The sequence below is a fragment of the Micromonospora zamorensis genome (assembly GCF_900090275.1).
Taxonomy (GTDB): Bacteria; Actinomycetota; Actinomycetes; order Mycobacteriales; family Micromonosporaceae; genus Micromonospora; species Micromonospora zamorensis.
This window is the reverse complement of record NZ_LT607755.1, coordinates 4,755,696-4,776,668: the sequence shown is the minus strand read 5'-3', so window position 1 is coordinate 4,776,668 and position 20,973 is coordinate 4,755,696. Positions and strand designations below refer to the sequence as shown.

General features: G+C 71.1%; 15 protein-coding genes. All 15 read left to right on the top strand.

Going from position 1 to position 20,973, the window contains the following annotated elements:
- Nucleotides 1–236 precede the first annotated feature (236 nt).
- The 15 genes from GA0070619_RS20965 to GA0070619_RS20895 all read left to right on the top strand — a co-directional run bounded on the left by GA0070619_RS20965 (nt 237) and on the right by GA0070619_RS20895 (nt 20,687).
- Nucleotides 237–1,433 carry an ROK family protein gene (locus GA0070619_RS20965; RefSeq protein ID WP_231927121.1) on the top strand — a complete coding sequence of 399 codons (1,197 nt, stop codon included), beginning with the start codon at nt 237–239 and terminating at the stop codon, nt 1,431–1,433.
- Nucleotides 1,434–1,626: 193 nt separating this feature from the next.
- A complete protein-coding gene (locus GA0070619_RS20960) occupies nt 1,627–3,135 on the top strand; it encodes a sugar ABC transporter ATP-binding protein (RefSeq protein WP_172862224.1) in 1,509 nt (502 codons plus the stop codon).
- Nucleotides 3,132–4,259: an ABC transporter permease gene (locus GA0070619_RS20955; RefSeq protein WP_088949644.1), complete on the top strand. Its 1,128-nt coding sequence runs from the start codon at nt 3,132–3,134 to the stop codon at nt 4,257–4,259. The genes GA0070619_RS20960 and GA0070619_RS20955 overlap by 4 nt, the downstream gene beginning before the upstream one ends.
- A gap of 98 nt (nt 4,260–4,357) precedes the next feature.
- Nucleotides 4,358–5,410 (top strand): substrate-binding domain-containing protein, encoded by a 1,053-nt coding sequence (locus GA0070619_RS20950; protein ID WP_088949643.1) that lies wholly within the window; start codon nt 4,358–4,360, stop codon nt 5,408–5,410.
- A 54-nt stretch (nt 5,411–5,464) separates the two neighbouring features.
- Nucleotides 5,465–6,640 (top strand): Gfo/Idh/MocA family protein, encoded by a 1,176-nt coding sequence (locus tag GA0070619_RS20945; protein WP_370453101.1) that lies wholly within the window; start codon nt 5,465–5,467, stop codon nt 6,638–6,640.
- A 624-nt stretch (nt 6,641–7,264) separates the two neighbouring features.
- Nucleotides 7,265–8,431, top strand: a complete 1,167-nt coding sequence (locus tag GA0070619_RS20940; RefSeq protein WP_088949641.1) for an inositol-3-phosphate synthase — start codon at nt 7,265–7,267, stop codon at nt 8,429–8,431.
- Nucleotides 8,415–9,269 carry an SCO3242 family prenyltransferase gene (locus GA0070619_RS20935; protein WP_088949640.1) on the top strand — a complete coding sequence of 285 codons (855 nt, stop codon included), beginning with the start codon at nt 8,415–8,417 and terminating at the stop codon, nt 9,267–9,269. Before GA0070619_RS20940 ends, GA0070619_RS20935 begins: the two co-directional genes overlap by 17 nt.
- Nucleotides 9,266–10,234 (top strand): sugar phosphate isomerase/epimerase family protein, encoded by a 969-nt coding sequence (locus GA0070619_RS20930; protein WP_088949639.1) that lies wholly within the window; start codon nt 9,266–9,268, stop codon nt 10,232–10,234. Before GA0070619_RS20935 ends, GA0070619_RS20930 begins: the two co-directional genes overlap by 4 nt.
- Nucleotides 10,235–10,286: 52 nt before the next feature.
- Nucleotides 10,287–10,895, top strand: a complete 609-nt coding sequence (locus GA0070619_RS20925) for an EboA domain-containing protein (RefSeq protein WP_088949638.1) — start codon at nt 10,287–10,289, stop codon at nt 10,893–10,895.
- Entirely contained in the window at nt 10,896–11,750 is an 855-nt protein-coding gene (locus GA0070619_RS20920; protein WP_088949637.1) for a TatD family hydrolase, read from the top strand.
- On the top strand, nt 11,750–12,949 hold the full coding sequence (gene eboE, locus GA0070619_RS20915; RefSeq protein WP_088949636.1) for a metabolite traffic protein EboE: 1,200 nt from the start codon (nt 11,750–11,752) through the stop codon (nt 12,947–12,949). Before GA0070619_RS20920 ends, eboE begins: the two co-directional genes overlap by 1 nt.
- The gene (locus tag GA0070619_RS20910; protein WP_088949635.1) at nt 12,946–14,361 is read left to right on the top strand and encodes an alkaline phosphatase family protein; all 1,416 of its coding nucleotides are present in this window, start codon (nt 12,946–12,948) and stop codon (nt 14,359–14,361) included. Before eboE ends, GA0070619_RS20910 begins: the two co-directional genes overlap by 4 nt.
- Complete coding sequence (locus tag GA0070619_RS20905; protein WP_088949634.1) at nt 14,358–15,425, top strand: polyprenyl synthetase family protein; 1,068 nt, start codon at nt 14,358–14,360, stop codon at nt 15,423–15,425. The genes GA0070619_RS20910 and GA0070619_RS20905 overlap by 4 nt, the downstream gene beginning before the upstream one ends.
- Nucleotides 15,426–15,644: 219 nt before the next feature.
- Nucleotides 15,645–18,503 (top strand): PQQ-dependent sugar dehydrogenase, encoded by a 2,859-nt coding sequence (locus GA0070619_RS20900; protein ID WP_172862086.1) that lies wholly within the window; start codon nt 15,645–15,647, stop codon nt 18,501–18,503.
- Nucleotides 18,504–18,578: 75 nt separating this feature from the next.
- On the top strand, nt 18,579–20,687 hold the full coding sequence (locus GA0070619_RS20895) for a ThuA domain-containing protein (RefSeq protein WP_088949632.1): 2,109 nt from the start codon (nt 18,579–18,581) through the stop codon (nt 20,685–20,687).
- Nucleotides 20,688–20,973 lie beyond the last annotated feature (286 nt).

Here is a 20,973-nt window from a genome sequence, read left to right as displayed (position 1 = left end):
GCACGAATCGCCCCGCCACCGCACGTCCGGCTGGCGGGGCGATTTCGTGTCCATCGATGGAACTGCTGGCAAGCGGATGCGGGCGGCCCGTGATCCTTTTCTTGATCGACTAGTAGCTTTTGTTCTTTCGGACAAAAGTTGGTCTCGGAACGGTTGAAGCTCTGGACAGGCGGCGCGGAACGCTCCTACTGTGTCGGACACAACACATCGACATGACGTCGATGTGAACGAGGCTGATGAAGAGGTGGCCCCCGTTGCGGACCGTCGATCCCCTGCACGTACGACTGTTGCGGTTGCTCCGCGACGAGGGGGCCGTGTCCCGGGCCGAGCTGGGCGACCGGCTCCAGATGCCGCGCCCGCGCATGCTGGCCGAGCTGGAACGTCTGGTCGCGCTGGGCTACGTCGCCGAGGCGGGGCTGGCCGCCTCCCGAGGTGGGCGTCGCTCGACCCTGGTCGAGCTCAACCCGAAGCTCCGCTTCGCCGCCGTCGACCTCGGCGCCAGCTCGATAGACATCGAGGTGGTCAACGGCCGCCTCGAACCGGTGGCCCACTACGGCGAGGCCGCCGACATCCGCAACGGCCCGAAGGTGACCCTGCAACGGGTCAACGAGTTGCTGCACAAGGCCCGGGTCGACGGCGCGTACGAGCGGTTGGACGCGGTCGGCATCGGCGTACCCGGCCCGGTCAGCTTCCGCGACGGCGTTCCGGTCTCGCCGCCGATCATGCCGGGCTGGGACCGGTTCCCGGTGCGCGAGCTGCTCAGCCGGGAGCACGGCTGCCCGGCGGTGGTCGACAACGACGTCAACATCATGGCGATCGGTGAGCGGCACGGTGGGGTCGCCCACTCGGTGGACGACTTCCTCTTCGTGAAGATCGGCACCGGCATCGGGTGCGGCATCTACCTCACCGGCGAGGTCTACCGGGGCACCGACGGTTGCGCTGGCGACATCGGCCACATCCAGGTCGACTCGCACGGTCCGATGTGTTCCTGCGGCAACATCGGTTGCCTGGAGGCGCTGTTCAGCGGTGCCGCGCTGGCCAAGGAGGCCACTGCGGCCGCCCGCAGTGGCGTCTCGCCGGCGCTCGCCGAGCGGATGACGCTGCGCGGTGTGGTGACGGCTCTCGACGTCGCCGAGGGTGCCGTCGAGGGAGACGTGGCCTGCATCCAGCTGATCCGTGACGGCGGGCGGCGGGTCGGCGGTGTGCTCGCCGGCCTGGTCAGCTTCACCAACCCGTCGATGATCGTGATCGGCGGCGGGTTGGCCCAGCTCGGGCACATCCTGCTCGCCGAGATCCGCAGCGTGGTCTACCGCCGGTCGCTGCCGTTGGCCACCGGCAACCTGCCCGTCGTGCTGTCCGAGCTCGGTGGCCGTGCCGGTGTCACCGGGGCGGCGGTGCTCGCGAGTGACGTCGCCTTCGCGGAGGCGTCATGAGCGCGAGCAGTGAGCCGGGCTTGCGAGCCCCGCAGTCGCGACCAGCGGCCGGTGCCGTGAAGTTGACCGAGATCCTGTCGTGAGCGAGGAGGAGACTGTGGCTCTGCCCGAGGATGACGCCGCCACCGCGTCGGCTGAGGCCGTCGCCGAGGCACCGCTGGTCGAGGCTCCCGCTGACACCGTCGCTGGCGAGGTGGTCCTGCGCCTCACCGATGTGGTCAAGACCTTCCCCGGCGTACGCGCGCTCGATGGTGTGCAACTGGAGGTGCGTGCCGGCGAGGTGCACTGTCTGCTCGGTCAGAACGGCGCCGGCAAGTCCACCCTGATCAAGGTGCTCTCCGGGGTGCACCAACCGGATTCCGGGCAGGTGGAGTGGCGCGGCGAGCCGGCCACGTTCGCCAACCCGCAGGCCGCGATGAAGGCCGGCATCGCCACCATCTACCAGGAGCTCGACCTCGTCGAGGACCTGTCGGTGGCGGAGAACGCCTTCCTCGGCCACGAATACCGCAGCTTCGGGTTCGTCCGGCGCGGCCGGATGGCCCGGCACACCCGGCAGATCCTCAGTCGGCTCGGCCACGGCGAGATTCCGCCCGGGCGGATGGTCCGGTCGCTGCCGGCGGCGGGCAAGCAGATCGTCAGCATGGCCCGGGCGCTGTCGCACGAGGCCCGACTGATCATCATGGACGAGCCGAGCGCCGTGCTGGCCCATGACGAGGTCGGCAACCTGTTCCGGATCATCCGGGAGCTGACCGCGCAGGGCATCGCCGTCATCTACATCTCCCACCGCCTGGAGGAGATCCGCGAGATCGGCGACCGGGTCACCGTACTCAAGGACGGCCGGACCACCGCGGCGAACCTGCCGGCGCGCGACACCCCGACCCGCGACCTGGTCAGCCGGATGACCGGCCGGACCATCGAGTACGTCTTCCCGGACCGGCCCAGCGACGACGCCGAGGGTGCCGACCTGCTCCAGGTGCAGGGGTTGACCCGGCCCGGCGAGTTCGCCGACGTCTCGCTGAACGTGCGTGCCGGGGAGATCGTCGGCATTGCCGGGCTGGTCGGCTCCGGCCGTTCCGAGCTGCTGGAGACCATCTACGGCGCCCGTCTCGCGGAGGCCGGCTCGGTCCGGATGAACGGCAAGGTGCTGCGTCCCGGCGTGGGCGCGGCGGTGCGGGCCGGCATGGGGATGGCCCCGGAAGAACGCAAGAGCCAGGCGCTGCTGCTCGGTGAGCCGATCTACCGCAACGTCACGCTGGCCACCTTCGGCCGGTACGCGCGGCTCGGCTTCACCAACGCCGCCAAGGAACGCGCCGAGGCGGACCGGATCGCCGAGACCCTGGAGCTGCGGCCCCGGGACGTCGACCGGCCGGTACGCACGCTGTCCGGCGGCAACCAGCAGAAGGTCGTGGTCGGGCGGTGGTTGCTCGGCGGCACGAAGTTGTTGCTGCTCGACGAGCCCACCCGGGGCGTGGACGTGGGCGCCCGGGCTGAGCTCTACCAGGTCATCCGGGCGTTGGCCGCCCAGGGCGTCGGCGTGCTGCTGGTCTCCAGCGAGGTGCCCGAGGTGCTGGGTCTGTCCGACCGGGTGCTGGTGATGCGGGAAGGGCGGGTCGTCCGCGAGGCCGCGGCCGGCGAACTCGACGAGAACACTGTGCTTGACCTCGTGATGGCGGGGTCCTTGATGGAAGGCGCACCGGCATGAGCGACGCGACTCCCACTCCCACCGCGACACCGGAGCGCCCGCAGCTTCCGGCGCAGTCGCCGCCGGTGGACCCGGCGGAGACGGCGGTGGCCGGCGATAAAGCAGCATCCGCGGGTCGGCTCTCCTGGTGGCGGGGCGACGGCGGCGACGGCGCCAAGCGCAACCTCGGTCTGATCGGTGTGTTGGCCGCACTGATCGTGGTTGGCGCGGTGACCAAGCCGGATCTCTACGGTGACCCGAACTGGGTCTGGAACAACGTCCTGGCCATCCTTCAGCTCGCCTCGGTCGTCGGCGTGGTGACGGTCGGTATGACGTTCGTGATCATCGGCGGTGGCATCGACCTGTCGGTCGGGGCGATCGTCGCGCTGGCCGGCGTCTGGTGCACCACGGTGGCCACCCAGAGCTACGGCGCCGGTGGGATGATCTTCGCGGCCCTCGCGGTCGGCATCTGTGTCGGTCTGGTCAACGGGGTGCTCATCTCGTACGGGCGGTTGGTGCCGTTCATCGCGACGCTCGCGATGCTGGTGGCCGCGCGGGGCCTCGCGGCGTCGATCTCCAACAAGCAGACCCAGGTGTCGAGCAGCACCTTCATCAACGACATCGCGGCGCGCAAGGTGATCGGTATTCCGATCCTCGTCTACATCCTCGGCGCGGTGGTGCTGGCCGGTTGGGTAGTGCTCAACCGGACGACCTTCGGCCGGCGGACCATCGCCGTCGGCGGTAACCCGGAGGCGGCACGGCTGGCCGGCATCAACGTCCGCCGCCACACCATGCTGCTCTACGCGCTTTCCGGTCTGTGCTGCGGCATCGCCGCCATCATGCTCACCTCGCAGGCCACCTCGGCGCAGGCGGCGATGGCCAACCTGTACGAGTTGGACGCGATCGCCGCGGCCATCATCGGTGGAACGCTGCTCAGCGGTGGTCGGGGCACGATCGTCGGCTCCCTGCTCGGCGTCATCATCTTCGCCACGATCACCAACCTCTTCGCCATCAACGGCCTCTCCATCGAGGCGCAGAACATGGTCAAGGGCGGCATCATCGTCGCCGCCGTCCTGGTCCAGCAGTTCCAGTTCAAGTCCGTCACTCGGCTCCTCGCGCGGAACAGGGTCACCACCGCAACCTGACGCACCGCACCGTTGTCCCGGGCGACGTCGAGAAATTCGACAGTGGCCGGGCCTCGCACACCCTCACCAACTCAAATCCCGCTCCCAGGAGGTCATTCATGACCCAGCACAGTCGCGACCTGTCGCGCCGCCGGTTGCTCTTCGGTGGAGCCGCAGTAGGCGCCGCCACCCTTCTCACCGCCTGCACCAGCAACGAGACGCCGGCAGCCAGCACCCAGACCAAGGCCGCCGGAGACAGCGCCGGCAACAACGCGCCGGGCAAGAAGGTCGTCATCGGCTTCTCGGCGCCGGCCGCCGACCACGGCTGGATGGGTGCGATCCACGCCAACGCCAAGGCTCAGGCCGCGGCCTACTCGGACGTGGAGTTCAAGGAGGTCGACGGTGGGTCGAACTCCGAGGCCCAGCGCTCCACGCTCGGCACCCTGATCGCCCAGAAGCCGGACATCATCGTCGTGCTGCCGCACGACGGCAAGGAGGTCAACGCCGTTGCCCTCCAGGCGATGCAGGCGGGCATCCCGATCGTGAACCTCGACCGGGCGTTCCCCGACGCGCTGGCCTCGCGGCTGGTCATCAAGGGCGACAACTACGGCATGGGCGTCTCGGCCGGGCACTTCATCGGCAAGCAGCTCAAGGCCAAGGGCATCGCCAACCCGGTGATCGGTGAGATCGCCGGCCTGGAGATCCCGCTGACCGTCGAGCGCAGCGCCGGCTTCGCGGCGGCCCTGGCGACCTACGGGTTCAAGGTGAACAACCGTCGCTCCGCCGAGTTCACCTCGGACAGCGGCCAGCGTGAGGCGGCCCAGCTGCTCCAGGCGCTGCCGAAGATCGACGCGGTCTGGAACCACGACGACGACCAGGGCATCGGTGTGCTTGCCGCCATCAAGCAGGCCAACCGGTCGGAGTTCTTCATGGTCGGCGGCGCCGGCTCGAAGCTCGCGATCGACGCGATCAAGGCCGACAACACCGTGCTCAAGGCGACGGTCACGTACAACCCGTCGATGGCCTCGTCGGCAGTCTCCCTCGCACGGCTCATCGCGCAGGGCCGGGGCCTGGGCGACCTGACGGAACTGCAGGTTCCCAAGGAAGTAACCCTGGCCTCCGAGACGATCACCAAGGAGAACGCGAGCAGCTACGACAAGCTCGGGTTCTGACATACCGGGGGGAGACCCACCTTGTCCACGACAGACAAAGAACTGCGGGTCGGCATGGTCGGCTACGCGTTCATGGGCGCCGCGCACTCACAGGCGTGGCGCACCGTGAACCGCGTCTTCGACCTGCCGGCGCGGGCCCGGATGGCGCTGATCTGCGGTCGAGACACAACGAAGGTGGCGGATGCCGCCGACCGGCTCGGCTGGGACGCGTACACCACGGACTGGCGTGACCTGATCAACCGGGACGACATCGACGTGATCGATGTCTGCACACCGGGCGACAGTCACGCCGAGATCGCGCTCGCCGCGTTGGCCGCCGGCAAGCACGTCCTGTGCGAGAAGCCGTTGGCCAACACGGTGGCGGAGGCACGGGCGATGACCGCTGCGGCGGAACTCGCCCGGGCCTCCGGGGTGCGGTCGATGTGCGGGTTCAACTACCGCCGGGTCCCCGCGGTCACGATGATGCGTCAGTTGGTCGCCGACGGACGACTCGGGGTGATTCGACACGTCCGTGCGACGTACCTGCAGGACTGGATCGTGGACCCGCAGTTCCCGCTGGTCTGGCGGTTGCAGAAAGACAGGGCGGGCTCCGGCGCGCTCGGTGACATCGGTGCGCACATCATCGATCTGACCCAGTTCGTCACCGGCCAGAAGATCAGCGGGGTCAGCGCGGTCACCGAGACGTTCGTCAAGGAACGGCCGTTGCCGGCCGAGTCGAGTGGTCTCGCGGCCACTGTGGATGGCCACACCGCCCCCACCGGGCCGGTCACCGTCGACGACGCCGCGGTCTTCGTGGCACGGCTCGACGGCGGCGCCCTGGCCACGTACGAGGCGAGCCGCTTCGCCACCGGTCGCAAGAACGCGTTGCGTGTCGAGATCAACGGCTCGCTGGGCAGCGTGATCTTCGACCTGGAGCGGCTCAACGAGCTGGAGTTCTACGACGCCACCAGGCCGAGCGTGGAGCAGGGTTTCAGCCGCATCCTGGTGACCGAGGGCGAGCACCCGTACATGTCGGCGTGGTGGCCTCCGGGCCACATCATCGGCTACGAGCACTCGTTCACGCACGAGATGCGCGACTTCATCGAGGCGGTCGCCACCGGCGTCGACCCGACTCCGTCCTTCGCCGACGCGTTGCAGGTCCAGCTCGTGCTGGACGCGGTGACCCGCTCGGCGGAACTCGGTTCCTCCTGGACCGAGGTGGAGCCGGCGCTGATCGCGGCGGCCGTCTGACCATCGACCATCTGCGATGGTGGTGATCGCACCACCATCGCCCTACCAGCTTCCCGAAGCCGACCGGCGAGGGACCGACCGCGGATTGCGCCCCGCGGCCGGGACGAGGTCGGCGTCGGAGAGCGTGCGGCCGGGCACTGCGGCCCGGTGGCGCACGAGCAGGACGGTCGTCCGGTGCGACCGGACCGGGATTCCCCGGCCGCACCGGAGGACCGCCACCAATCCGGAGATCCGGAGGACCTGATGGCACCGCCCGCCGCTGCCCCCACCCGTACCGCAACCACCCGCCGACGTCCGGCGGGTCGTGCTGCGGTCGGTGACCTGGTGGGCACGGCGGCCTGAGACGCCCGGTTGGGACGCATCAGCGCCCCGGCCGGTCGGGTGCGGGGGAGACAGGGTCGAGACGCCGACCCGACCCTGTCTACCAAGCCCCGTCTGCCCGCGCCCGGACCGGAAGCCGGTCCGGCGTCGTCGCCGCCGACGCCGACGTCGGAACCCGGTGCCAAACCGGTGTGGGACGGGCGGACGGGGCCCCGCAAAACCGGGGCGTATCTTTCCGAAACATATTCTGATATTCCTATATTTAGCGGTACCGCGGTTCCTCGTGAACGGGGAAGGAGCACCATGCGAACAGGTGTCTGGCTGGTAGGAGCGCGCGGTTCCGTCGCGACCACCAGCATCGTCGGGGGGCTCGCGCTGCGGGCTGGCCTGGCCGGGCCCACCGGCTGCGTCACCGAGCTGCCCGAGCTGCGTGGCCCCGCCCTGCCGAGTTTCGCCGACCTCGTCTTCGGCGGGCACGACCTGGCCACCACCCCGCTGTCCAAGCGCGCCGAGGCCCTCGCCGACGCCGGTGTCATCCCCTGGCGGCTGGTCGCCGCGCTCCCCGACGAGCTGAACGCCGTCGAGCAGGAGCTGCGCCCGGCACCGGTCGGTGCCACCCAGGCCGACCGGGCCGACGCCGTGGTCCGCGACCTCACCAGCTTCCGTGAGCGACACCACCTGGACCGGGTGGTGGTGGTCAACGTCTCCGCCACCGAACCGGCACCGGAGCCGCACCCCGGGCACGCCGACCCGGCCGCGTTGCGCACCGCCCTCGCCGGGCCGGACGAGGTGCTGCCGGTCAGCTCCCTCTACGCGTACGCGGCGGTGCTGGCCGGCTGCCCGTACGTCGACTTCACCCCGTCCACCGGGCTGCGGCTTCCCGCGCTGGCCGCGCTGGCCCAGGAGGCCCGACTGCCGTACGCCGGGCATGACGGCAAGACCGGGGAGACCCTCGTCAAGTCGGTGCTCGCGCCGATGTTCGCGATGCGCAACCTGGCCGTGCGCTCCTGGTCCGGGGTCAACCTGCTGGGCGGTGGCGACGGCGCCACCCTCGCCGACCCGGCCGCCAACGCGGCGAAGGTGCAGAGCAAGCAGCGGGTGCTCGGCGAGACGCTGGGCTACGTCCCGCAGGGCGGCACCCGCATCGAGTACGTCGAGGATCTGGGCGACTTCAAGACCGCGTGGGATCTGATCACCTTCGCCGGCTTCCTCGGCACCGGCATGCGGATGGAGTTCACCTGGCACGGCTGCGACTCCGCGCTGGCCGCGCCGCTGGTGCTCGACCTGGCCCGGCTCACCGCCGCCGCGCACGCCGCCGGGCAGGTGGGGCCGCTGGCTGAGCTGGGCTTCTTCTTCAAGGACCCGCTCGGCTCGCCCACCCACTCGCTGGGCGAGCAGTGGGCCCGGCTGAGCGACTTCACCCGGCAGCTGCACGCCGGCGGGGACGGTGTCCATGACAACGTTGGCTGATCTCGCCGAGTTGGTCCGGGCACCGGCCGCGCTCTCGGTGCCCGGTGACGTGATCGCCGGTGCGGCGGCGGCCGGCGCGCTGAGCCCGCGTACGCCCGCCCTGGCCGGCGCGTCGGTGCTGCTCTACTGGGCCGGCATGGCCGCCAACGACTGGGCCGACCGGGGCCTGGACGCGGTGGAACGCCCCGAGCGGCCGATCCCCAGCGGTCGGGTCACCCCGGCCGCCGCGGTGGGCCTCGCGGCGGGTCTCACGGCCGCCGGCGTGGGCCTGGCCGCCGCCGTGGGCGGTCGCCGCGCCGTCGCGCTCGCCGTGCCGCTGGCCGCCACCATCTGGGGGTACGACCTGCTGGCCAAGAACACCGCCGCCGGTCCGGCCGTGATGGCCGCCTGCCGGGGGCTGGATGTGCTGCTCGGCGCGTCCGGTGGGCGGGTGACCCGGGCGTTGCCGGCGGCGGCGACGGTTGCCGCGCACACCTGGACGGTCACCGCGCTGTCCCGCCGGGAGGTCACCGGCGCCGACGCCAAACTGCCGATGCGCACCCTCGCGGGCACCGCGTTGGTCGCCGCCAGCGCCGCTGTCGCCGCCCCTCGGCGGGTTGCGGTGCTGCCTGCCGTGTTGGCCGGCTGGTACGCCGCCCGCTACGGCGCGGCCCAGGCCGAGGTGGTCCGGGACCCGTCGGCCGGGCGGGTCCGCGCCGCTGTCGGCGCCGGGATCACCGGGCTGCCCGCCCTCCAGGGGGCGCTCACCGCGCGCGGTGGAGCAGGTCTGCTCGGGGTGGCCGTCGCGGCGGCCGCGCCGCTGGGTCGACGGTTGGCCCGGAAGGTCTCCCCGACATGAGCATCCCCGAGCCCCGGCCCGGTGCGCCGGCCGCCGACACCACGACGCTGCGCCTCGGGTACGGCACCAACGGCTTCGCCAACCATCGGCTCGACGACGCGCTCGCCGTCATCGCCGACCTCGGCTACGACGGGGTGGCGCTCACCCTGGACCACGACCACCTGGACCCGTTCGCGCCCGGCCTCACCCGCCGGGTCGCCGCCGTCGGCAAACGGTTGGAGGCGCTCGGACTGGCCGTGGTGATCGAGACCGGGGCCCGCTACCTGCTCGACCCGTGGCACAAACACGCTCCGACGTTGCTGCACGACGACCCGACCCGGCGGATCGAGTTCCTGCGCCGCGCCGTGCGAATCGGCGCCGACCTGGGCGCCGAGGCTGTCTCGTTCTGGGCCGGTGTCCGACCCGAGGCGGTGTCGCCGCAGTGCGCCTGGGACCGGCTGGTGGCCGGCTGCGCCACAGTGGTCGACGCGGCCGACACCGCCGGCGTCACCCTCGGCTTCGAACCGGAGCCCGGCATGCTGGTGCAGGACATCGCCGACTGGCGTCGGCTGCACGCCGCTCTCGACAACCCGGCCCGCTTCGGCATCACCCTCGACATCGGACACTGCCGGTGCCTGGAGCCCTGGCCGGTGCCGCAGTGCGTCGCCGAGGTGGCCGACCACCTGGTCAACGTGCAGATCGACGACATGCGCCGGGGCGTGCACGAGCACCTGGAGTTCGGCGTCGGCGAGATCGACTTCCCACCGGTGCTGGCCGCGCTGCGCGACGCCGGCTACCGCGGTCTGGTCGCCGTCGAGCTGCCCCGGGACTCGCACGCCGCGCCCGCCGTGGCCGCCCGGTCGATCGAGTTCCTGCGCGCCGCCGCGGCCACCGATTACCACCCTGCCCGCACCCTTTGCTCTGCACCCAGCGAGGCGACACCCACCGAGGCGACACCCGCCAAAGAGGCGCCGGTGCATATGTAGGTGCAAAGCAAAGGTGGCGGGCACCGCGTAGCAGCAAGAGGGAGGAGACGGGATGACACCGGATTCACTACGGGCCGCGCTGCGAGGCGTACCCGATCCCGATTGGTTGGACACGGCGCTGCGCCGGGTCACCACCGAGCCCACCGCGATCACCCGGCTCTTCCCCGCCGCAGGTCGGCGTTGCGGTCGGGGCGCGTTGCCCGAAGCGCCCGGCTGGACCGCCGACGACGCGGCCCGGGTGCTGCTGCTCACGGCGCTGCCCGGCGACCACGCGGCGTACGCCGACAGCCTCTACCAGCACGGCGACGCGGCCGAGCGGCGAGCCGTGCTGCGGGCACTGCCGCTGCTGCCGATCGGCGCCGCCGGCGTGCCGCTGCTGCACGACGCGATCCGCACCAACGACACCCGGCTGGTCGCCGCAGCCCTCGGCCCGTACGCCCGACACCTCGACCCGGCCGCCTGGCGGCAGGCGGTGCTCAAGTGCGTGTTCAGCGGCGTCCCCCTCGCCGCCGTGGCCGACCTGGACACCCGGGCCGACGGGGAGCTGGCCGCGATGCTGGCCGCGCTCGCCGCCGAACGGCACGCCGCCGGCCGGGACCTGCCCGCCGACGCCACCGACCTGCTCGACCGGCTCACCGCCGCACTGCCCCGGGAGGCGTGAATGCGCATCTTCGACCCCCACATCCACATGACCTCACGCACCACCGACGACTACGAACGGATGGCCGCAGCCGGAGTGCGCGCGGTGGTGGAGCCCTCGTTCTGGCTGGGTCAGCCGCGCACCAGCGCCGCCTCGTTCACCGACTACTTCGACTCGCTGATCGGGTGGGAGCCGTTCCGGGCCGGTCAGTTCGGGGTGCGGCATTTCGCCACGGTGGCCCTGAACCCCAAGGAGGCCAACGACCCGCGCTGCCGCCCGGTCCTCGACCTGCTGCCCCGCTACCTGGACAAGGACGCGGTGGTGGCGGTCGGCGAGATCGGGTACGACTCGATGACGCCGGAGGAGGACGAGGCGTTCGCCGCGCAGCTCGCCCTGGCGGTGGCGTACGACCTGCCGGCGCTGGTGCACACCCCGCACCGGGACAAGGCGCGCGGCTGCGAACGGACCCTCGCCGTGGTCGCCGAATCCGGCATTGAGGCGGGACGCGTGGTGGTCGACCACCTCAACGAGGTGACCGTCAAGCTGGTCCGGGACAGCGGCTGCTGGTTGGGCTTCTCCATCTACCCGGACACCAAGATGACGCCGTCACGGATGGTGGAGCTGCTGCGGGAGTACGGCACGGAGCGGATGTTGGTCAATTCGGCCGCCGACTGGGGGCGCTCCGACCCGCTGCTGACCCGGGCCACCGGCGAGGCGATGCTGCTGGCCGGGTTCAGCGACGACGACGTCGACCAGGTGCTGTGGCGCAACCCGGTGGAGTTCTACGGGCAGTCCGGCCGGCTCGACCTCACCGACCTGGAGGTCACCGCCGTGGACCCGCAGACCGGCAACTCGATCCTGCGCGGCGGCAGCTGATGCGCCTGCGACATGCCGGCGGCGACACCGTCCACCTCGGCTACTGCACCAACGTGCACCCCGCCGAGGACCTCGCCGGCATCCTCGGTCAACTCGACACCTACGCCGTGCCGGTCCGCGAGGCGCTCGGCAGTGACCTGCTCGGGCTCGGCCTGTGGCTGGCCGCCCCGGTCGCCGCCGAGCTGGCCGCCGACCCGACGCTGCGCCGCCGGTTGCGCACCGAACTTGACGCGCGCGGTCTGGAGGTGGTCACCCTCAACGGCTTCCCGTACGCGGCCTTCCAGGCCCCCGTGGTCAAGCAGGACGTGTACCACCCGGACTGGACCACCGAGCAGCGCCTGACGTACACGCTGAATCTGGCCCGCGTGCTCGCGGACCTGCTGCCCGACGACGCCGCTCGGGGCTCGATCTCCACCCTGCCGCTGGCCTGGCGGCAACCGTGGGACACCGACCGGGCCGACGCGGCCCGACGCCGGCTCGACCAGCTGGCCGCCGGCCTGGCCGCCGTGCAGCGCGACACCGGCCGCGAGGTGCGGGTCGCCTTCGAGCCGGAGCCCGGCTGCGTCGTGGAGAGCACCGGCCAGGCCGCCGAGCTGCTGTCCGGGATGGACACCGAGCGGCTGGGCGTCTGCGTCGACCTGGCCCACCTGGCCTGCGCCTGGGAGGAGCCGGCCGAGGCACTGGAACGACTGCGGGCGGCCGGGCTGCCGGTGGTGAAGGTGCAGGTCTCCGCCGCCGTCGAGGCCACCGACCCGGATGGTGGGGCCGAGGCGTTGCGCCGCTGGGTGGAGCCACGCTTCCTGCACCAGACGCGGGGCGCTGGTTGCGCCGGTCTGGCCGACCCGGCCGACCCGGCGTACGCGGCCGACGACCTGGACGAGGCACTGGACAGGGCGCTACCCGGGCCGTGGCGGGTGCACTACCACGTGCCGCTGCACGCCCCGCCCGAGGAACCGCTCGGCTCGACCCTGCCGGTTCTTCGCGCGGCCCTGAGAGCGCTCTTCGACGGCCCGACCGCTGGCTGCGACCACCTCGACGTCGAGACGTACACCTGGGGGGTGCTGCCGGCCGCACGACGGCCCGGCACCGACGCGGAGCTGGCCGCGGGCATCGCCGCGGAACTGGCCTTCGCCCGGGACGAACTGGTCGGCCTCGGCCTGACCGTAGAGCGATCCGTGAGCATGGGGGTGACGCGATGAGCCGGCGACTGGTGGTCCTCGACGTGGTGGGGTTGACGCCACGACTACTGGCGCACATGCCTCGACTGCGGGGGGTCGCCGACGGCGGCTTCCGGGCCGAGCTGGGCACCGTGCTGCCCGCCGTGACCTGCTCGGTGCAGTCCACCTTCCTCACCGGCGAGCCGCCCAGCGGGCACGGGATCGTCGGCAACGGGTGGTATTTCCGGGAGCTGGGCGAGGTGCTGCTGTGGCGGCAGCACAACGCGCTGGTCGGCGGGGAGAAGCTCTGGCAGGCGGCCCGCAAGGCCGAGCCGGGCTACACCGTCGCCAACGTCTGCTGGTGGTACGCCATGGGTGCGGACGTCGACTGGACGGTCACCCCACGCCCCGTCTACTACGCCGACGGGCGCAAGGAGCCGGACTGCTACACCGACCCGCCGGAGCTGCACGACGCGCTCACCGGGCGGCTGGGCACCTTCCCGCTGTTCACCTACTGGGGGCCGACGGCCGGGTTGCCGTCGTCGCGGTGGATCTGCCAGGCGGCCGAGCAGATCCTCGCCGACGTGTCACCCGACCTGACCCTGGTCTACGTCCCGCACCTGGACTACGACCTGCAACGCTTCGGTCCCTCGTCGGCCCAGGCTGCTGCGGCGGCAGCCGAGCTGGACGCGGTGCTCGGGCCACTGCTGGACGCCGCCCGGGCGCGCGACGCCACAGTGGTGGTGCTCTCCGAGTACGGCATCACCGACGTGTCCCGGCCGGTGGACGTCAACCGGCTGTTGCGCGCCGAAGGGCTGCTGCGGGTGCACACCCAGGCCGGAATGGAATACCTCGACCCGTGGACGTCGAAGGCGTTCGCGGTCGCCGACCACCAGATTGCCCACGTCTACGTCAAGGACCCGGCCGACGTGCCGGCGGTGGCGAAGCTCTGCGCCAACCTGCCCGGGGTGGCCGAGGTGCTCGACGCCGAGGGCAAGGCCGCGCACGGTCTGGACCACCCGCGCGCCGGTGAGCTGGTGCTGGTGGCCGAGCCGGACGCCTGGTTCACCTACTACTACTGGCTGGACGACGCCCGGGCGCCGGACTTCGCCCGCCTCGTGGAGATTCATCGGAAGCCCGGTTACGACCCGGCGGAGCTGTTCTTCGACCCGGCCAACCCCGGTGCCGCGAAGGCCCGCGCCGGGCTGGCCCTGGCCCGCAAGAAGCTCGGCATGCGGTACCTGATGAGCGCTGTCGGCCTGGACGCCGGCGCGCAGGCGGTACGGGGCTCGCACGGGCGGCTGCCGGACGACCCGGCGGACGCCCCGGTGCTGCTCTGCTCCGACCCGACGGCCGCCCGGGACCGGATCGCGGCCACCGAGGTCAAGGCGCTGCTGCTGGAGTTGGCCGGGTTGGGCGCCGGCGGTACGGGCGGGCCGGGGGAGGGGGCATGACGGTCACCGTCGCGCCCACCGACGCGAGCGGGTTGCGGGCGCGCTTCGACGCGGAGCTGGCCGGGTTCCTCGAACGGCAGGGCCCGGACTGGCCCGACGGCGCGCCCCGCGGCGTGTTCACCGCCCTGCAACGGTTCGTGCTGGCTGGTGGCAAACGGTTGCGCCCGCTCTTCTGCTACTGGGGCTGGCGCGGGGCGGGCGCGGCCGACGGCACCCCGATCGTGGTGGCGGCCGCCGCCCTGGAGCTGTTCCACGCGTTCGCGCTGATCCACGACGACATCCTGGACGGCAGCGACCGCCGCCGGGGTGAGCCGTCGGTGCACCGGCTCTTCGCCGACCTGCACGCCCGCTCGTCCTGGCGCGGTGACCCCGAGGCGTACGGCCGCAACACGGCGCTGCTCTGCGGGGACCTCTGCGCGGCCTGGTCGGATCAGATGTTCCACGAGTGCGGGCTGAGCACCGAACAGGTGCACCGGGGGTACGGCGTGTTCGCGCTGATGCGTACCGAGGTGATCGCGGGGGAGTACCTGGACCTGGTCTCGGGCGTGGGTGACGGCTCGGTGGCCAGCGCGCTCACCGTGATACGGATGAAGGCTGCCCGGTACACGGTCACCCGGCCGCTCCAGATTGGCGCGGCCCTGGCCGGCGCCGGCCCGGAGTTGATCGCCGCGCTGGGCGAGTTCGGTGACCCGCTGGGCGACGCGTTCCAACTTCGCGACGACGTGCTGGGTGTCTTCGGGGACCCGGCGGTCACCGGCAAGTCGGTCCTGGACGACCTGCGCGAGGGCAAGCCCACGGTGATGATGGCGCTGGCCCGCAGTGCCGCCGACCGGTCGCAGACCGCCCGGCTACGGGAGCTGTTCGGCAATCCGGCGTTGGACGCCGACGGCGCGGCGGAGCTGCGCGCGATCATCGAGGCGACCGGTGCCCGAGAACGGATCGAGCAGATGATCCGGGTGCGGACGGAGGCGGCGCTCGTCGCCCTGCGGGCCGCGACGGTGGCCGACGAGGCTCGCTCGGCGCTGGTCGCGCTGGCCGGGCAGGCGATCGACCGCCGGGCCTGACCGGCAACTTTCGATCAGATCGACGAAAGTTGATGCTGAATCGCCGGAAGGTATGGACACATCGACAGGTCCAACTTAGTGTCGTGACCAACACGACAATGTTTCGTCGAGGTGAACCGGCGGCGCGGTAACCCATCGACCCCCACCATCACCGCTACGGCATCCGGCGCGACGGCGCGCGCCCGCCTGGCAGTCACTCGTCAGGAAGGGGCAGCACACATGTCCATGAAGGACGCTCCAAGACAACGATCCCGACGATGGTTCTCCGCCGGATCGGCAGCGCTGCTGGTGGTCGCGGCCGGGACGGTCGCCCTCGGCGCCGACTCGACCCCCGCGCAGGCCCACACGATCAACGCGACCGACTTCCAGCAGGTCGAGCTCGCCCGTGGGGTGAGCGACATGGGTGAGCCGATGTCGCTGGCGGTGCTGCCGGACCGTTCCGTGCTGCACACCGCCCGCAACGGCACCCTGCGCCGCACCGATGCGAGCGGCACCACCTCCGTGATCGGCACCCTGTCGGTCTACCAGCACGACGAGGAGGGGTTGCAGGGCGTCGGCGTCGACCCGGGCTTCGCCAGCAACCGCCAGATCTTCCTGTACTACGCCCCGCCGCTGTCGACGCCGGCCGGCGACGCACCGGCCACCGGCACCGACTTCTCGGCCTGGAACGGTGTCAACCGGCTCTCCCGGTTCACCCTCAACTCCGACTTCACGATCAACCAGGCGAGCAAGGTCGACGTGCTCGACGTCCCAGCCAGCCGCGGTGTGTGCTGCCACGTCGGCGGGGACATCGACTTCGACGCCGCCGGCAACCTCTTCCTGTCGACCGGTGATGACACCAACCCGTTCGAGTCGGCCGGCTACTCGCCGCTGGACGAGCGGACCAACCGCAACCCGGCATACGACGCGCAGCGCAGCGCCGGCAACACCAACGACCTGCGGGGCAAGATCCTGCGGATCAAGGTGAACGCCAACGGCACCTACTCCATCCCGTCGGGCAACCTGTTCGCGCCCGGCACGGCCAGGACGCGGCCGGAGATCTACGCGATGGGGTTCCGCAACCCGTTCCGGATCAGCGTGGACAAGGCCACCGGTGTCGTCTACGTCGGTGACTACGGGCCGGACGCCGGCACCACCAGCTCCACCCGTGGGCCGTCCGGCCAGGTGGAGTTCAACCGGGTCGCCGCGCCGGGCAACTACGGCTGGCCGTACTGCACCGGCACCAACACCTCCACCGAGACGTACAACGAGTGGGACTTCGCCGCCAACACCGGCGGCGCGAAGTACAACTGCACCGGCGGGCCGACCAACAACTCGTTCCGCAACACCGGCCTGACCACCCTGCCGCCGGCCCAGCCGGCCTGGATCCGGTACGCCGGCGACGCCGGCACCCCGACCGAGTTCGGCGGCGGCTCCGAGTCGCCGATGGGCGGCCCGGTCTACCGGTACAACGCCTCGTCGACCTCCACCACCAAGTTCCCGCAGTCCTTCGACGGCCAGTTCTTCGCCACCGAGTTCGGCCGTGGCTGGATCAAGCCGATCCACGTCAACTCCGACGGCTCCCGGGGCACCATCGACACCTTTCCCTGGGTCGGCAAGCAGGTGATGGACTCGGCGTTCGGCCCGGACGGCGCGTACTACGTGCTCGACTACGGCACCGGCTACTTCAACGGTGACGCCAACTCGGCGCTCTACCGCTTCGACTACGTCGGTGGCGGCAACCGGGCACCCACAGCCGTGGCCAGCGCCAACCGCACGTCCGGTGCGGCACCGCTCGCGGTGACCTTCTCCTCGGCCGGCTCGTCCGACCCCGAGGGCGGTGCGCTGACGTACTCGTGGGCGTTCGGTGACGGGACCACCTCGACCGCGGCCAACCCCACGAAGACCTACACCGCCAACGGCAGCTACACCGCCACCCTGACGGTTCGGGACCCGCAGGGCGCCACCGGCAGCAGCAGCGTCCGGATCAGCGTCGGCAACACCGCGCCCACGGTGACCATCAACAACCCCGGCAACGGGCAGCTGTTCAGCTTCGGTGACACGGTGCCGTTCAGCATCACGGTCACCGACCCGGAGGACGGCACGATCGACTGCACGAAGGTCAAGATGACCTACGTGCTCGGGCACGACCAGCACGGGCACCAGATCACGTCGCAGACCGGCTGCTCCGGCTCGATCACCATCCCGGTCGACGGTGAGCACGACGACGCGGCGAACATCTTCGCGATCTTCGACGCCGAGTACACCGACGCGGGCGGGCTGACCACGCACACCCAGCACACCCTGCCGCCGCGGCACCGCCAGGCCGAGTTCTACGGCACCTCGTCCGGGATCAACGTGTTCAGCAAGACCACGGCCGAGGGTGGCAAGACCGTCGGCGACATCAACAACGGTGACTGGATCGCGTTCCAGCCGTACCGGCTCGGCAACGTGACCTCGTTCAACGCCCGGGTCTCCTCGGCGGGTGCCGGTGGCACCCTCCAGGTCCGGGCCGGTTCCGCCACCGGCACGGTGCTCGGCTCGGCCACGGTCCCCGTGACCGGCGGCTGGGAAACCTTCGCCACGGTGACCGGGACGATCACCAACCCGCCGACCGGCACGACCACGCTCTACCTGACCTTCGCCGGGGCGGGCACCGGGGCGCTCTACGACCTGGATGCCTTCACCTTCGTCACCGGTACGCCCCCGACCGGCGGAAGCGGCCCGATCAAGGGTCTCGGCGGCAAGTGTCTGGACGTGCGCAGCGCCGCCACGGCCGACGGCACCCAGATCCAGATCTACACCTGCAACGGCAGCGCCGCGCAGACCTGGGCGGTCACGCCGAACTCCACGATCAGGTCGTTGGGCAAGTGCCTGGACATCTCGGGTGGTGCCACCGCCGACGGCACCAAGATCCAGCTCTGGACCTGCAACGGGACCGCTGCGCAGAACTGGGCGGCCCAGGCCGACGGCACGCTGCGTAACCCGTCGTCCGGCAAGTGCCTCGACGTCTCCGGCAACAACTCCGCCGACAGCACTGTGGTCCACCTGTGGACCTGCGTCAGCGGTGCCGCCAACCAAAAGTGGATCCTGCCCTGAGCTGAGCGGAGGGGCCTCTTGTCAACGCCTAGTGTGGTGCGAGGGGCCCCTCCTAACCGCAATTAGGAGAGCGATATGCGCAGACTCCTGCGACCCGTCCTCGGTGCGGCCATGGCCGCACTCGCCGTCATCGCCTGCACCACCCCGGCCAACCCCGCCAGCGCCGCCGACGCCCCGTACGACGTGCTGGTGTTCTCCAAGACCGCCGGGTTCCGCCACGACGCCATCCCGGTCGGCATCCAGACCATCCGCGACCTGGGTGGGGCGAACAACTTCACCGTCACCGCCACCGAGGACGCCGCCGCGTTCACCACCAGCAACCTCGCCCAGTACGAGGCCGTGGTCTTCCTCAACACCACCGGCGACGTGCTCAACGCCAGCCAGCAGACCGCCTTCGAGTCGTACATCGCCTCCGGCCGCGGGTACGTGGGTGTGCACGCTGCCGCCGACACCGAGTACGACTGGCCGTTCTACGGCAACCTCGTGGGCGCGTGGTTCGCCTCGCACCCGGCGATCCAGCAGGCCAACATGAAGGTGGAGGACCGGGGCCACGCGGCGACCGCGCACCTGCCGCAGACCTGGACCCGCACCGACGAGTGGTACAACTACCGGACCAACGCCCGGTCCACCGCCCACGTGCTGGCCACGCTGGACGAGTCGTCGTACTCCGGCGGCGGCATGGGCTCCGACCACCCGCTGAGCTGGTGCAAGAGCTACAACGGTGGCCGGTCGTTCTACACCGGTGCCGGGCACACCCAGGCGTCGTACGCGGAGCCGGCGTTCCGGGCGCACCTGCTCGGCGGCATCCGGTACGCCTCCGGCCGGAGCAAGGCCGACTGCCGGCCCGAGACCGGCTACACGCCGATCTTCAACGGCTCGACGGCCGGCTGGTCGCAGGCCGGTCCGGGCAACTTCACCAACTCCGACGCCACCCTGACCTCGGTCGGTGGCATGGGGTTGTACTGGTACAACACGAAGCAGTTCACCAACTACTCGCTCAAGCTGGACTGGAAGCTGGCCGGGGACGACAACTCCGGCATCTTCATCGGCTTCCCGCCGTCCAGTGACCCGTGGTCCGCGGTGGACAACGGCTACGAGATCCAGATCGACGCCACCGACGCCGCCGACCGCACGACCGGGTCGGTCTACACCTTCAAGTCGGCTGACACGGCGGCCCGCGACGCGGCACTCAACGCGCCGGGGGAGTGGAACACCTACGAACTGCTGGTCGAGGGCGAGCGGTTGCAGATCTTCCTCAACGGAGTGAAGATCAACGACTTCACCAACACCAACCCGGTCCGCTCGTTGGCCGGTCACATCGGCATCCAGAACCACGGCACCGGTGACGACGCCTCGTTCCGCAACATCCGGGTCAAGGAGCTGGGCACCACACCACCGCCCACCGGCACGATCCAGGCCGAGGCGTTCAGCTCGGCCAACGGTGTCTCCGCGTTCACCAAGGCGGGCGCCAACGGTGGGCAGACCGTCGGCTACATCGACCCGGGTGACTGGGCCGCGTACAACGGGGTCAACCTGGCCGGGGTCACCTCGTTCACGGCCCGGGTCGTCTCCGGCGGCGCGGGTGGCGCCATCCAGGTGCGCACCGGTTCGGCCACCGGCCCGGTGCTCGGCACTGTCGCGGTGCCGAACACCGGCAGCTGGACGACCTTCGCCAACGTCTCCACGGCGCTGTCCAACGTCCCGTCCAGCACCCAGAACCTCTACCTCACCTTCACCGGTAATGGCACGGGGCTCTTCGACCTGGACGACTTCACCCTGGTCAAGGGCAGTGGCGGCGGCACCGGGGTCGGCCCGATCAAGGGTCTGGCCGGCAAGTGCCTGGACGTGCGCAGCGGCGGCACCGCCGACGGCACCCAGATCCAGCTCTACACCTGCAACGGCAGCGCGGCACAGACCTGGACCGTGACGCCGAACTCGACGATCAAGGCCCTCGGCAAGTGCCTGGACGTCTCCGGCGGCGGCACCGCCGACGGCACCAAGATCCAGCTCTGGACCTGCAACGGCAGTGGCGCGCAGAACTGGGCGGCGGCCTCGGACGGCACCCTGCGCAACCCGTCGTCGGGCAAGTGCCTGGACGTCTCCGGCAACAACTCGGCGGACAGCACCGTCGTACACCTCTGGACCTGCCTCAACGCGGCCAACCAGAAGTGGACCCTGCCCTGACCGACTGAGCCTGGAGGGGCCGCCGCTCACGGCGTCGGCCCCTCCCGCTCCAGCGCCGGCCGTGCCGGGCCGGGCCGGGCGTGCCCCGACCGGCCGGGTTTGTCGGCTCTGGCGGAGCGGCGAGGCGGTGCCACCCACGAGCGCTATACCTGTGTGTCATAACTATGACTAGCAGGTATAGCGCTCGCACCGATGTGTGCGACCGCAGATCTCGCCCGTCGCACGCGGCCCGGTGACGCGGTGCCTCCGAGACCGCCGCCCGGGTGGGGGCCGTTCCGGCGACGCC